At 70.8% G+C, this 14,021-nt stretch carries 13 protein-coding genes; 5 read left to right on the top strand and 8 right to left on the bottom strand.

From position 1 onward, the window contains the following. Positions 1-31: 31 nt before the first annotated feature. From OHA21_RS29755 to OHA21_RS29725, 7 genes are all read right to left on the bottom strand, one after another. A complete protein-coding gene (locus tag OHA21_RS29755; RefSeq protein ID WP_328460421.1) occupies positions 32-1,015 on the bottom strand; it encodes an ABC transporter ATP-binding protein in 984 nt (327 codons plus the stop codon). Further along, entirely contained in the window at positions 1,012-2,058 is a 1,047-nt protein-coding gene (locus OHA21_RS29750; protein WP_328460419.1) for an ABC transporter permease, read from the bottom strand. The genes OHA21_RS29755 and OHA21_RS29750 overlap by 4 nt, the downstream gene beginning before the upstream one ends. Before the next feature lie 3 nt (positions 2,059-2,061). Further along, the gene (locus OHA21_RS29745; RefSeq protein ID WP_328460417.1) at positions 2,062-3,042 is read right to left on the bottom strand and encodes an ABC transporter permease; all 981 of its coding nucleotides are present in this window, start codon (positions 3,040-3,042) and stop codon (positions 2,062-2,064) included. After that, a complete protein-coding gene (locus OHA21_RS29740) occupies positions 3,039-4,103 on the bottom strand; it encodes an ABC transporter ATP-binding protein (protein WP_328460415.1) in 1,065 nt (354 codons plus the stop codon). Before OHA21_RS29740 ends, OHA21_RS29745 begins: the two co-directional genes overlap by 4 nt. Before the next feature lie 64 nt (positions 4,104-4,167). Beyond that, positions 4,168-5,853 (bottom strand): ABC transporter substrate-binding protein, encoded by a 1,686-nt coding sequence (locus OHA21_RS29735; protein ID WP_328460413.1) that lies wholly within the window; start codon positions 5,851-5,853, stop codon positions 4,168-4,170. A 159-nt stretch (positions 5,854-6,012) separates the two neighbouring features. Further along, positions 6,013-7,014: a LacI family DNA-binding transcriptional regulator gene (locus tag OHA21_RS29730; protein ID WP_328460411.1), complete on the bottom strand. Its 1,002-nt coding sequence runs from the start codon at positions 7,012-7,014 to the stop codon at positions 6,013-6,015. Between the two features lie 115 nt (positions 7,015-7,129). After that, the gene (locus OHA21_RS29725; RefSeq protein ID WP_328460409.1) at positions 7,130-7,987 is read right to left on the bottom strand and encodes an NAD-dependent protein deacetylase; all 858 of its coding nucleotides are present in this window, start codon (positions 7,985-7,987) and stop codon (positions 7,130-7,132) included. Positions 7,988-8,082: 95 nt separating this feature from the next. Here OHA21_RS29725 and OHA21_RS29720 point away from each other — a divergent pair, with 95 nt between their 5' ends. The 3 genes from OHA21_RS29720 to OHA21_RS29710 all read left to right on the top strand — a co-directional run bounded on the left by OHA21_RS29720 (position 8,083) and on the right by OHA21_RS29710 (position 10,405). After that, positions 8,083-8,487 carry a hypothetical protein gene (locus OHA21_RS29720; RefSeq protein WP_328460406.1) on the top strand — a complete coding sequence of 135 codons (405 nt, stop codon included), beginning with the start codon at positions 8,083-8,085 and terminating at the stop codon, positions 8,485-8,487. 82 nt (positions 8,488-8,569) lie between these two features. Continuing rightward, positions 8,570-9,259 (top strand): hypothetical protein, encoded by a 690-nt coding sequence (locus OHA21_RS29715; protein WP_328460404.1) that lies wholly within the window; start codon positions 8,570-8,572, stop codon positions 9,257-9,259. 99 nt (positions 9,260-9,358) lie between these two features. Continuing rightward, positions 9,359-10,405, top strand: coding sequence for an App1 family protein (locus OHA21_RS29710; RefSeq protein ID WP_328460402.1), 1,047 nt, complete (start codon positions 9,359-9,361; stop codon positions 10,403-10,405). A gap of 4 nt (positions 10,406-10,409) precedes the next feature. Here OHA21_RS29710 and OHA21_RS29705 read toward each other — a convergent pair whose 3' ends face one another. After that, on the bottom strand, positions 10,410-10,571 hold the full coding sequence (locus OHA21_RS29705; RefSeq protein ID WP_328460400.1) for a hypothetical protein: 162 nt from the start codon (positions 10,569-10,571) through the stop codon (positions 10,410-10,412). A gap of 17 nt (positions 10,572-10,588) precedes the next feature. On the opposite strand from OHA21_RS29705, the gene OHA21_RS29700 reads away from it, so the two are divergent. Continuing rightward, complete coding sequence (locus OHA21_RS29700; protein ID WP_328460398.1) at positions 10,589-11,239, top strand: hypothetical protein; 651 nt, start codon at positions 10,589-10,591, stop codon at positions 11,237-11,239. 42 nt (positions 11,240-11,281) lie between these two features. Beyond that, positions 11,282-13,999, top strand: coding sequence for an ATP-binding protein (locus tag OHA21_RS29695; protein WP_328460396.1), 2,718 nt, complete (start codon positions 11,282-11,284; stop codon positions 13,997-13,999). The last annotated feature ends 22 nt before the right edge of the window (positions 14,000-14,021 follow it).

Below are 14,021 nucleotides of genomic sequence, written 5' to 3'. Positions count from 1 at the left end.
CGGTCCCGACGGCATGGGACCGGCCCTCTGCTCAGTTCGGCTCGTGCAGCCAGCAGGCGACCGTGCGATCGCCGCGGGCGGGCACCAGCACCGGGATCTTGTCCGGGCAGGGCTCGAACGCCTTGGGACACCGCGGGTGGAACGAGCAGCCGCTCGGCATGCCCTTCAGGTCCGGCGGCGATCCCGGGATGCCGGCGAGTTCCCGGCGTGGCCCGCGCAGGGCCGGGAACGATCCGAGCAACCCCGCCGAGTACGGGTGCAGCGCATCCTGGTAGATCGAGGAAGCCGGCGCCTCCTCGACGATCCGGCCGCCGTACATGATCGCGATCCGGTTCGAGAACTCGACCAGCAGCGACAGGTCATGGGTGATGAAGATGACCGAGAAGCCGAGCCGTTCCCGCAGCTCGATGAGCTGGCCCAGAATCTGCCGCTGCATCACCACGTCGAGCGCGGTGGTCGGCTCGTCCATGATGACCACCTGCGGCTGCAGGATCAGCGCCATGCCGATCATCACGCGCTGCCGCATGCCGCCGGACAGCTGGTGCGGGTACGCGTCCATCCGGTCCGGAGCGATCCCGACGAGCTTCAGCATCTCCCGCGCCCGGGCGTTGCGGCTGTGCTCGCTCATCTTCGGGTCGTGTGCCCGCAGCACGTCGGTGAGCTGGGTGGAGATCTTGTGCACCGGGTTCAGCGAGTTCATCGCGCCCTGGAACACGATGGCGGTCTCGTTCCACCGGAACTGGCGGAGCTGGGTGTCGGTCAGGCCCAGGACGTCGTACGGCTCCCCGGAGGGAGGGTGGTAGATGACCTCGCCGCCGGTGATCACGCCGGGTGGGGGCAGCAGCCGGGTCATGCCGTACGCGAGGGTGGACTTGCCGGACCCGCTCTCGCCGGCCAGGCCCAGCACCTCGCCGCGGTGCAGCGTCAGGTTGACGTCGCGGACCGCGCGGACCGCCTGGTCGCCCAGCCCGTACCCGACGTTCAGATTGCGGATCTCGATAACGGGCTCGCTCACGCCACCGGCTCCTTTTCCTTACGAACCACCGGTGTGGCGGCGTTACTACTGCTCAGCACCGGCGTGAACCCGATGCGCATCCGGACGGTCTGCCCGCTCGTCGTCTTGATCTTGGTCTTACCGGCACTGCGCAGCCGCGGGCTGACGAACTCGTCGATGCCGAAGTTGATCAGCGAGAGCGCGGTGCCGAGGAACGCGATGGCCAGACCGGCCGGCACGAACCACCACCAGGCCTCCTGGGCGAGCGCCTGCTGGCCCTGCGCCCAGAACAGGATGGTGCCCCAGTTCCAGGTGGTGGCCGAGGTGACGCCGATGAAGGCCAGGGTGATCTCGGAGAGCACCGCGAAGATGACCGTGCCGACGAAGCCGGAGGCGATCACGGCGGTCAGGTTCGGCAGCAGCTCGAACCCGATCACCCGCCAGGTCCGCTCACCGCTGGCCCGGGACGCCTCGACGAAGTCGCGCCGGCGCAGCGACAGCGTCTGCGCCCGCAGCACCCGGGCGTTCCACGACCACGAGGTCAGGCCGATGACCAGCGCGATCAGCCAGTCCTCGGCGCTCTCCAGGGTGGACGTGATGATGATGATCAGCGGCAGGGCCGGGATCACCAGGAAGACGTTGGAGAGCGCGGAGAGCACCTCGTCGGTCTTACCGCCGACGTATCCGGCGGTCACCCCGATGATGACCGAGAGCACGGTCGCCACGATGCCGGCGAAGAAGCCGACGAAGATGACGCTGCGGGTGCCGACCAGCAGCTGGCTGAACACGTCCTGGCCCAGGTGGGTGGTGCCCAGCCAGTGCTCGCCGGAGGGCGGCTGGACCAGGTCGTTGCCGCGGGCGCTCGGGTCGTACGGGGCGACCCACGGGCCGATGATCGCGACGAGCAGGTAGATCGCCAGGATGATCAGGCCGGTCGCCGCCTTGCGGTTGGACACGAACCGGAACCGCTGCCGCTTGGCCTTGGCCGGCTTGCCGGTCTCCGGCTGCGCCATCGCGCCCTGCTCCGGGATGACCTGCTCGATGCTCGAGGTGGGGATCGTCATAGGTCAGCCCTCCTTGCGGGTGCGCGGGTCGAGGAGCAGGTAGGCGATGTCCGCCAGCAGGTTCGCGACCAGCACCGAGATCGTGATGATCAGGAAGACGCCCTGCATGAGCGGGTAGTCCTGAGCGCCCAGGGCCTGGAAGAGCTGGAACCCGACGCCCGGGTAGGAGAAGACAATCTCCACCAGCAGGGTGCCGCCGACGATGAACCCGAGCGACAGCGCGAAGCCGGAGACGTTGGGCAGCAACGCGTTGCGCGCCGCGTAGCTCATCGCCACCCGGCGGTCGGGGAGGCCCTTGGCGTGCGCGACGGTGATGTAGTCCTCCGACGAGACGGTCACCATCATGTTCCGCATGCTGAGGATCCAGCCGCTGACCGAGGAGATCAGGATGGTCAGGGCCGGCAGCAGGCTGTGCTGGATCGCGCTCGGGATGAAGTACTGGTCCCAGGCCGGCACCAGGCCGCTGTCGAAGCCGCCCGACGACGGGAAGAAGCTGTCCGGCCCGGTGAGCAGGTAGATCGCGATGATCCCGAGCCAGAAGTACGGCACCGAGGAGAAGAACGTCGTCACCGGCAGCAGACCGTCGGTCCAGGAACCCCGCCGCCAGCCGGCCAGGATGCCCAGGCCGGTGCCGAGGAAGAAGCTGATGATCGTGGTGATGCCGACCAGCAGCAGCGTCCACGGAAGGCTGTTGCTGATCACCTCGGAGACCGGCGTCGGGAAGAAGGTGAACGACAGACCCAGGTCACCGGAGAACAGCTGCTTCCAGTAGCTGACGTACTCCTGCCAGAGACTGGCGTCGCGGTCCAGGCCGAACAGGACGTACAGCGAGTCGATCGCCTGGCTGCTGAGCTGACCCTGGAACTTGGTCACCAGCGCCTGCACCGGGTCGCCCGGCACCATCCGGGGAATGAAGAAGTTGAGCGTGATCGCGGCCCACGCGGTGAACAGGTAGAAGGCGAGGCGCTGCAGGAAGTACTTCACTTCGCCACCTCGGTCTTCTCCGCCTGGTCGTAGAGCCAGCAGGCAGCCCAGTGACCGGGCACGTCGCCGATCTCCAACGGGACCGGGACCTCGGTCGAGCAACGCGCGAACGCCATCGGGCACCGCGGGTGGAAGCGACATCCGCTGGGTGGGTGGATCAGGCTGGGCGGCTCGCCGTTGCCGCGGTCCTCGCCTTCGGCATCGGACGCGCCGGTGAGCCGGTCCGGGTCCGGCGCCGAGTCGATCAGAAGACGGGTGTACGGGTGAGCGGGCGACTGGGTGACCGTCTCGCTGTCGCCGCCCTCGACCATCCGGCCGGCGTACATCACCATCGTCTCGTCGGCGAAGTACCGAGCCGACGCGATGTCGTGGGTGATGTAGAGGATCGCCAGGTTGAGGCGTTCCTTGAGGTCCCGCAGCAGGTTGAGGATGCCGAGCCGGATGGAGACGTCCAGCATGGACACCGGCTCGTCGGCGAGCAGCGCCTCCGGCTCGGCGCCGAGTGCCCGGGCGATCGCCACACGCTGCCGCTGACCGCCGGACAACTCGTGCGGGAACTTATCCAGGTAGCGCTCCGGCGGGGTGAGCGAGACCCGTTCGAGCAACGCGTGCAGCGACTGCTCGAGGTCGGCGTCGGACTTCCCGGCATTGCCGTGGATCTTCAGCGCCCGGGTCAGGTGGTACCGGATGGTGTGCACCGGGTTCAGTGAGGCGAACGGGTCCTGGAAGATCATCTGAACCCGGGCGCAGTAGCTGCGGAACGCCGAGCCCGATTTGACCTTCGTCGACTCGCCGTGCAGCCGGATGTCGCCGCCGGTACGGGGATAGAGCTGGGCGAGCAGGCGAGCCACCGTGGACTTGCCCGAGCCCGATTCACCGACCAGGGCGACTACCTGACCGCGGCGGAGGGTGAGGTTCACGTCGTCGACGGCGTGAACCGCGTCGTGCCGGTGGGAGAAGAGGTCGCGCAGTCGCCGGCGGACGGGGAAGTGCTTGGTCAGGCCGATCGCCTCGAGCACCACCTCGTCGGCCGGCGCCTTGGCGTCCGGGATCGACGTCATGCCGGGTTCCTTTTGTACAGGCGGAAGGCGGGCGCCCCGGTGGCCCGGGGCGCCCGCGCGGCGATCAGGAGTTGGCGGGCTGCAGCTTCAGGACCACCTGCAGCGCGGCGGCCTGGGTCGGCTGCAGCGGTGCGTACGAGTCCTGGTCCGAGGGCCAGCCGACCCAGTTCTTGGTGCTGTACGCACCACCGACGTTGTCCGATCCGACCGGCAGCATCGGCGCCTGCTCCACGAAGATCTTCTGGAGCGTGGCGAGCGCGGCGGTACGGGCCGCGTCGTCGGTGGCGTTCGAGTACGCCTTCAGCGCCGCGGTCGCCTCCGGGCTCTTGAACCGGCCGAAGTTGCCCTGCTGAGCGGCGGTGCCGATCGGCTTCATCAGGTCGCCGTCCATCACCGTCTGGTAGATGTCGAACGGCGTCGAGCCACCGTTCGTCCACCGCATGCTGGCCTCGAAGTCGCCCTTCTGGACGTTGGCGTCCCAGACGTTCTGGTTCGGCTTCTCCACCGTCGCGGCGATGCCGATCTCGGCCAGGTTGCTCTTGATGATCTCGAGCGAGGTCTGGTAGTCCGACCACGGCGCCGGGTCGCTGAGCTTGATGGTGACCGGCTTGCCGGACTTGTCCTTCAGCGTGGTGCCCTCCAGCTTGTAGCCGGAATCGGCCAGCAGCTTCTTGGCGCCCTCGACGTCGACGGTGAAGGTCTTGCCCTTGTACTCCTCGGCGATGTACGCGTCACCCGCGCCCTCGGGCAGGCCGGTGACGCTCTTGATCTCCGGGTGGAAGTAGCTGGCCTCGGCCTGCACGAAGATGTCGTTGCGGTTGATCACCATGTTCATGGCGCGGCGCAGGGCCGGGTCGTCGAACGGCTTCACCGTGGTGTTGATGTACAGGCCGTGGATGCCCAGCACGCCCGGCGCCCAGACCTTGTAGTGCTCCGGGTCCTTGGCGACGAAGGTCTGCTGGTAGTTCGGGATGAAGACGAAGCTCCACTCCGCCTGGCCGTTCGCCAGCGCCGTGGCCTGCGCGTTGTTGTCCGCGTAGGAGGTGTAGCGCAGCTCCTTGACCTTCGGCGGATCCTGCCAGTAACCGCTCTCTCGAACGGCGAGCGTGATCGCCTGCTGGCTCCACGACTTCAAGGTGTACGGGCCACTGCCGACCGGCTCCTTGATCGGGTCGGTGGCCGGGTCCGAGATCTTCGACCAGATGTGCTTCGGCACGATCGGGGTCTGCCCGATGACCTTGTGGTGCGTGGTGAACTGCGACGTCCTGAAGGTCATCTTCACCTTGTTGCCGTCGGCCGTGATCTGGTCGTACGGAATGGCGAAGCTGTTGAGCGCCGCGTTGTCCTTGAGCATGGTGTGGGTGAACACCACGTCGTCGGCGGTCAGCTTCTGACCGTCCGACCAGGTGGCGTTGTCCCGGATGACCAGGTCGACGGTCTTGTAGTCGGCGGACCACTTGATCTCGCTGGCCAGCCACGGGGTCAGCGGGTCGGCCGGCTTGGTGTTGTTCCACTGGCCGAGGGGCTCGAAGATCATCCAGCGGTAGCCGAGCGACGTGCCGGCGGCGGTGTTGACGAACGGGTTGTTGCTCTCCGTCACCGTGCCGTTGGGCATGCCGATCGACAGGAAGTCGGCCGTCTTGCCGGCGTTCGCGTTCTTGTTGTCGTTCGGCGAGTCACCGCACGCGGCGAGTCCGCCCGTGGCGAGCACGCCCGCCAGGGCGACCGCGAACAGTTTCCTTCTCTGCATCGCAAATACTCCTCGGGGTCAAACGCGGTTTTCACAGGTGAGAGGGGTGCCCGAAGGGCGTGCGGTACCGCGCGACCGGCCAATGGCCGGCCACGGGGTCTCGCCGGGTACGGGTGTCGAGCCCGGGGTGCGGATCGCACCCGGGGTCAGCACATGGGGTCAGGAAGAGGTCGAGGCGCGGACGGTGAAGGTGGCCGGGATGATCGTCGGCCGGGTCGGCAGCGGGGTGCCGTCGAAGTGGGCGAGCAGCGTACGGGCGGCGGCCTCGCCCATCTCCCGCATGGGCTGGTGGACCGTGGTCAGCGGCGGCTGGGTGTGCGCCGCCAGCGGGATGTCGTCGAAGCCGACGACCGCGACGTCCTCCGGGATGCGGCGTCCCGAGTCGAGGACCGCCTGCATGGCGCCGGTCGCGGAGATGTCGTTGTGGCAGAAGACGGCGTCGAAGTCGACCCCGGCCTCGATCGCCTGCCGGACCTGGTCGACGCCGGCGGCGAAGGTGAAGTCACCGAGCAGCAGGCGCTCCCCGGGAACCGGGTGTCCCGCTTCGGCGTAGACCGAGGTGAAGCCGTCCGTGCGCTGCTGGGTGCAGCCGAAGCGGGACGGCCCGGTGATCACGAGCGGCTTGTGGCGCCCGATCTCCAGCAGGTGCCGGGCCGCCGAGGCGGCGCCGGTGTGGTTGGTGGTGCCCACGCTCGGGATCTGGCCGTCCACCTGGTCGCGGTCGTCGATCAGCACCATGGGCAGGCCGCGGGCGTGCAGAGTGGCGATGTAGTCGAAGGTGCCCTCCGGCTCGATGACCAGGAGCCCGTCGAAGGATTTTGCGGCGACCTGCGCGCTGAACTGGCGCATCGAGTCGGCCCCGCGGTTGCAGGTGAACAGCAACAGGCCGTACTCCTCGGCCTCCAGCACATCCACCGCCCCCTGCACGACCTCGCCCATCCAGGGCCAGGTGAGCGAGGGGACCAGCATGCCGATCACCCGGGTGCGCCCGCGGGCCAGATTGACCGCCCGGGCGCTCGGCACGTAGCCGAGCTCGTCGATGACCGCACGAACCCGGGCGGCCGTCGTCTCGTCGAGTTCGCCCTTGCCGTTCAGCACCCGGGACACGGTGGTCTTACTGACCTTGGCCCGGGCCGCCACATCGGCGATGGTGATCGGCACAGCTCCTCCGGGGTGTGACTACGCGGTTGCGTCGGCGTTTCGGAACCGGTTTCGGTACCGGTTTCGGCAGTCAACCCCAGTGAGGGCGGTCACGTCAATGTGCCAAGAGATCTATTTAGATTTCGAGACGGTAACCATGACGTTCCGCCGACTGCGCCAGGTTGGGCAAAACCACTCCCAACGGGGCATCGATCATGAGATCGGCATAGGGCTCGCCGCGGGACACACCGCGGTTCACGATCGCCACCCGGATCCCCTCCCGGACCGCCCGCAGCACGAACCTCCGGCCGGACATCACGGTCAAGGAAGACCCCAGAACCAGCAGCGTACGAGCGGACTCCACCAGCGCGAACGACTCCGCCACCCGGTCCGCGGGGACGGTCTCGCCGAAATAGACGACGTCCGGCTTCAGCACCCCGTCGCAGGACCGGCAGGCCACCACGGCGAATCCGGCCAGCTCGGCGTCGTCCAGTTCCACGTCGCCGTCCGGGTTGATTGACGCGGCCACCGCCGAGAAGCCCGGGTTCGCCGCGGTCAGCCGGTGCTCGAGCTCGGCCCGGGCGGACCTTTCACCGCAGTCCAGGCAGACGATCCGGGCCAGGTTGCCGTGCAGCTCCACCACGTCGCGCGCGCCGGCTGCCTGGTGCAGCCCGTCCACGTTCTGGGTGATCACGCCGGTCAGCGCGCCGAGCCGTTGCCAGCGGGCCACCGCCAGATGCCCGTCGTTGGGCCGGGCGTCGCCGATCGTCCGCCAGCCCAGGTGGCTGCGCGCCCAGTACCGGCGGCGGGCCACCGGGTCCGAGGTGAAGGTCTGGTACGTCATCGGCGTACCCTGCCGGGCCGAGCCGGACGGCCCGCGGTAGTCCGGGATCCCGGAGTCGGTGGACAGACCCGCACCGCTCAGGATCACCACGTCGCCCTCGGCCAGCCAGCTGTCCAGCCGCGCGACCTGCTCCACCACCTCGAGGTTCATGCACCCATCGTCCCTCGGACGGGTGACCGGCGACGACATCCGTCGGGTGGGCGTGACGAAGACGAGCGGTGCGCGTACCCCTCTGCACTAGTAGGTTGAAATCTGTGATCGCGGCGGCGCAGCAGACGCCCCGTCCCTGGGACGGGCGCCGGGTGCTGCGGTTCCTCACCAGCCTCGCGATGCTCGCGCTCGCCGTGACCCTGCGCCTGCCCGGCCCGGCGTCCCCCGCCGCGCCCGTCGATCTCTCCTCCGCTGCGCCCCCTGCGGCTTCCGTGACCGCCGGCCCCGCGCCGGACGCCTCAGCGACCACCCCCGGGGCCGCCGAGACGTCTGCCGACGCCGGGTCAGCGGCACGCTCGGCCGGCCGGGAGCAGGAGGCCACCGAGCCCGCGTCGCCCGTCGCGGCCGATGACACGGCCGCGACCGCCGCGGCGCCGCGGCTGCTGCCGGCCGGCGAGACCCCGCAGCACGCCGGCCCCCGCGCACCCCCGGCCGCCTGACCTCCGCGCGGGCCAAGGGGGCCCGCCCGGATCCCGTCGGCCGCTGTTGATCCATTACTGGGGGTGTTCCATGGATTCCGCATTGCAGACGTTCGTTGGCGCGGTGCCGCAGGCGGCCGCGATCTGGTTGATCATCCTGCTCGTTCTCGCCGTCGCGGTCGCCACCGCGAAGGTGCCCCGGGGCCTGGTGTCCGCCGTGCGCAAGCCGGAGGAGAACCAGTACGCCGCGGACCTGGAGTCCGCGGCGGCCCAGGCGGCCGAGACCGCCGGCCGCCGGCGCGCCGAGTGGCTCGCCGCGCAGGAAGCGGTCGACGCGGCCTGGACGGCGTACGAGGAGGCGGACGAGATGGCCCGCCGCATCTCCGCCGCCACCGCCTACCCGCTGATGAGCCGCCGCCGCAAGCCGGGGGAGAACGTCGACCGGCAGCGCTACCTGCACCGCGCCGCCACCCGCCTGTGCCGCACTCACGACCTGTCCATCGCCCAGCTCAACGACGTGTACGCGCACCGCGGCTGGAACCCGCGCCTGCACCCGGTCCAGCAGGAGGCCGAGCTGCGCAACGCGGCCCGGACGTACCGGCTGGAGGCGTACCAGCGGGCCGTCGCCGCGGAACGCGACGCCTGGCGGGGCGCCGAGGCCGCCGCCGAAGCAGTCCGGGACCTGCGCGCCGAGGCGGCCGCCGCCCGGCTCCGGGACCCGGCCGCCGAACCCATCGACCAGCATTGGTGGTCCGAGCAGTGGACACCGGCCGAACTTCCGGCAGCGGCGTGATGTCCAACCCGGACCCCGCCCCGGTTCCTGATTCGCGGTAACAACAGCCGGGTAACGTGGCCGAGCGGACGGGCGGTACGTCAACCTGATTTGGAGGCGATGGTGACCGTTACTCCCGCAGGTGCGAGCCCGCCTGACGTTCGGATCCACCGTGCGGCCCGGGTCGAGGACGCGATGCACGAGTTCATCGAGCGCCGGCTGCGGTCCCGGGGCTGGAAGCCGTACATCACTGCGTACACCGGCTACGGAGCGCCCGGCTGGGCGCGGGTGATGGGACGCGTGCTGCTCGCCCGTCCCGGCCTGGTCCGCAAACGCCGGGAGAAGGTTCGCGGCTGGCGCAGCTTCACCACCACCCCGGCCAGCAACGCGGTGGTCCGCATCGAGATCGGCGGCACCGTCACCGAGGCCCGGACCGACCGCAGCGGCTACCTGGACTGCCGCGTCAAGGGCGACCTCGACCCCGGCTGGGGCAGCGCGAAGCTGAGCACCGAGGGCAACGTCCCGGTGGACGCGCCGATCCGGGTGCTCGACCCGGCGGTCAAGTTCGGGGTGATCTCCGACATCGACGACACGGTCATGGTCACTGCGCTGCCGCGTCCCCTGCTCGCCGCGTGGAACACGTTCGTCCTCGACGAGCACGCCCGGACAGCGGTGCCCGGCATGGCGGTCCTCTACGAACGACTGGTGAACGCGAACCCCGGCGCGCCGGTCGTCTACCTCTCCACCGGCGCGTGGAACGTGGCGCCGACGCTGACCCGGTTCCTCAGCCGGCACCTGTACCCGGCCGGCCCGATCCTGCTCACCGACTGGGGTCCCACCCCGGACCGCTGGTTCCGCAGCGGGCAGGAGCACAAGCGCAAGTCACTGCGCCGGCTGGCCGAGGAGTTCCCGGACGTCAAGTGGCTGCTGATCGGCGACGACGGGCAGCACGACCAGGAGATCTACTCGGAGTTCGCGCGTACCCACCCGGAGAACGTGGCGGCCGTGGCGATCCGCCGGCTGTCACCCACCCAGGCGGTGCTGGCCGGCGCCATCCCCGGCCCGTCGGAGAACGCCGAGGTGGTGCCGTCCGGCGGCAAGATCTGGTTCGCCGCACCGGACGGCGCCGGTCTGTGGTCGGTGCTGCGCGACACCGAGTTGGTGTGAGCGGTCACTCCTTCTTGTCGGTAGCCTCGGCGACGCGCTCGTGCAGCCTGCTCCGGATCTCGTCCGGTGTGTACGCCCGGCGCCGCCGCTCCGACCGGGCGATCACCACGCCCGTCGCCGCGACGCCCGCCAGCCCTGCCAGTCCCGCTACCTTCCACCAACGCATCAGCTGAGGATAGACACGTGGTTGCCGAACTCAGCCTCGACGAGGCGATAGATCTGACGCGTACGGGTGATATCTGGATCTTCCGGGGGCGCTCCGGACCGGACCGTGCCATCCAGACCCTCACCAACAGTCCGGTGAACCATGTCGGGATGTCCCTGGTGATCGAGGACATGCCGCCGCTGATGTGGCACGCCGAGCTGGGCAAATCACTTCCGGACATGTGGTCCGGCAGTTTCCAGCGCGGCGTCCAGCTGCACGACCTGCGCGACGCGGTCACGGTGTGGGCCCGCCGTTACGGTCAGCGCGGCTGGCTGCGCCAGCTCGACCCGGGCGCCACCCGGGCCATGGAGGACAAGGCACTCAAGACGGTCGCCCGCCTCGACGGTACGCCGTTCCCGTCCACCTCCCAGCTGGCCTGGCGCTGGCTGCGCGGCCGGGTGCCGCAGATCCGCCTGCCCTGGCAGCAGGGCGAGGTCAGCGAGGCCACCCTGGAGAAGGCGTTCTGCGCCGAGGTGGTCGCGGTGACCTACGAGGACATGGGTCTGCTGCCGCGCGGCCGCAAGGCGAACTGGTACGACCCGGGCCGTTTCTGGTCCGGCGACGAGCTCGAGCTGTGCCCGGGCTACACCCTGGGCGAGGAGATCACGGTACGCGTACCCGACGCATGAACCGACTGCCCGGATCGCCGGCCGAGGCGGACAATCCTCGGCATGGGGACGCACCTGGTGGCCCGCGTGGCCGAAGTGGTCGCGCTGGACCGGCTGCGCGCTGACGCCTGCGCCGGGCGGGGTGCGGTCGTGCTGCTGACCGGCGAGGCCGGGATAGGCAAGACAGCCGTCGTCGAGGAGGCCGTCGCCCGGGCGTCCGCGGCCGGCGCCACCGTGCTGACCGGCCGCGCCGACCCGGACGAGGGCGCACCCGCGTTCTGGCCCTGGCTACGCCTGCTCGACTGCGGCCTGCCCGGGCTCACCCCCGACCTGCTCACCGCCGCCGACACCGGGGAGTCACCGGCGACCGCCCGGTTCCGCGCGATGCAGGCCACCGTCCGCGCCCTGCGCGCCGCCGCATCAGAGGTGGACGGCGGTCTGGTGCTGGTGCTGGAGGACCTGCACTGGGCCGACCCCGGTTCGCTCACCCTGCTGGCCACCCTGTCCCGGGACGTGTCCGACGCCCCGCTCCTGGTCGTCGCCACCGCCCGCACCCTGGACACCGACCTGCCCGGCGCCGAGCTCCTCGCGCTACCGCCCTGGGATGCCGCGACCGTGGCCACCTTCCTGGCGCAGCAGGCGGGCGGTCCGGTGTACGCGTCGTGGCCGCCGGTGGTGCACCGGCTCGGCGGCGGCAACCCGCTCCACACCCGGGAGCTGGCCCGCCTGCTCACCGGGTCCGGCGCCCTGCATCGCCCGGCCGCCGCCGTCGACCTGCCGGACGGCCTGCTGCGCCTGGTCGGCCGCCGGACCGCCGCGCTCGGCCCGGCCTGCCGCGAGCTGCTCGGCCTGGCCGCGGCCATGGGTACGGACATCGACGTGCTCCTGCTGACCCGGATCGCCGACACTGCGGTGGAACCGCTGCTGGCCGAGGCCATCGAGGCCGGCGTGCTGGTCGAGGACCCGTGGGCGCCGGCCCGGCTCCGGTTCGCCCACGAGCTGGTCCGCGACGCCCGGTACGCCGAGCTGAGCCGCGCCGAGCGGGTCGGCGCCCACCGCCGGATCGCCGAGGCCCTCGCCGGGTCCGGAGCGTCCGCGGGAGACACCGCCCGGCACCGGGTGCGCACGGTGGTGGACGACGAGTCGCGCGCTCTCGCCCGGACCGCCTGCTCGGCCGCCGCGCAGGACGCCCTCCGCCGGCTGGACCACCGGGCCGCGGCGAACTGGTTCGGACAGGCCCTCGACCTGTACCCCGGCGACCACTGGCTGCGGCTCGCCCGCGCCGAGGCGGCCTGCCGGGACGGCCGGCTGACGGTCGCGGTCGCCGACTGCACGACCGTCCTCGACCACGCGGAGGCCACCGGCCGGCCGGATCTGGCCGCCGCCGCGGCCCTGGTCGTCCGCGGTTTCGGCGGCCAGGTGGCCGCGGTCGTGCTGCGCCTCTGCGAACGGGCGCTGGCACTCTCCGAGCACACCGGCGCGGACGTCGCCCGCGCCGAACTGCTCGCCCACCAGGCGTTCCTGCTCGTCGAGACCGGACAGCAGCGCCGGGCCGAACCGATCAGCCGGCAGGCGATGGCACTCGCCGAGGCCACCGGAGACCCGCAGGCCATGGCAGCCGCGGTGCACGCCCGGCACGAGGTGCTCGACCTGGCCGCCGACGCCGACGAAATCCTCGATCTGGCCCGGCGCAGCTGCGACCTGGCCGCCGAGGGCAGCCGGGTGGAGGCCGAACTGTGGGGCCGGCTCTGGCGCCTCGACGCCTCGCTCACCATCGGTGACCTGCCCGGCTACGACGCCGAGACGACCGCGCTCGCCGATCTCGCCGAGCGGATCGGCTGGCCGGTCGCCCGCTGGCATCTGCTGCGGGCGCGCGCGGCCCGGCTCCTGCTCAGCGGCCGGACCGAGGCGGCGAGCGAGACCGCGGCGGAGGCGTTCGCGCTGGCCGGAACGTTCGAGGACCAGCCGGTCGGTGAGCTCTACGCCGCTTTCCGTGCCTGCCTCGCGGTGTTCACCGGCTACGTCCCGGACTGGCCGGGTGGCCTGGGCGCGGCGCTCGCCAGGTTCGGTTCCGAACCGATCGCGGTGGCCCAGATCGGCCGGCTCGCGATGCTCGGCGGCGACCGCGTCATCGGTGCCGACTGCGTGTACCGCCTGCGCGGAATGCTGCCCGACCTCCCGCCGGACAGCCGGCGTGGCTTCGTGGTGATCACCGCAGGGGAGATCGGCGTCTGGCTCGACGACCTCGATCTGGCCGCCGACGCCTACGCCCGCACGCTGCCGTTCGCCCACCGCTACCTGAACACAATGACCGCCTGCCACGGCGCCTTCGCCCGGCCGCTCGGCAGCATCGCCGCCGCCCTCGGCGACCGGGCGGCCGCCGAGCGACATCACACCAGCGCGATCGAGATGGAGGACCGGATCGGCGCCGCGCCTTTCGCGGCACAAGCCCGTTTGGCGTACGCGCAAACGCTCCGAGACCTCGACCCCCGCCGAACCCGGACGCTCGCAGCCGAGGCCCTCACCATCGCACGCCGGCTCGGTCTTCGCGCGGTCGCCGAAGCGGCCGCCGAACTGACCCGCGACGACCTGACCGCCCGGGAGCGCGAGATCGTCACCCTGGCCGCGGACGGCCTGCCGAACCGTGAGATCGCCGGTCGGCTGCACATCTCCGAGCGGACCGTCGAGACCCACGTCCGCAACGCCCTGGCGAAATTCGGCCTCGCCAACCGCACCCAGCTGGCCGCCCGGATGCGTGCCGGAAGTCAGTACCAGCACTGAGGTCCCCGGCCGCGCATCGCCG

It is taken from the genome of Actinoplanes sp. NBC_00393 (genome assembly GCF_036053395.1).
Classification (GTDB): domain Bacteria; phylum Actinomycetota; class Actinomycetes; order Mycobacteriales; family Micromonosporaceae; genus Actinoplanes.
Note: the sequence above shows the minus strand (reverse complement) of the source record. Positions and strands in the feature narration are given on the sequence as shown.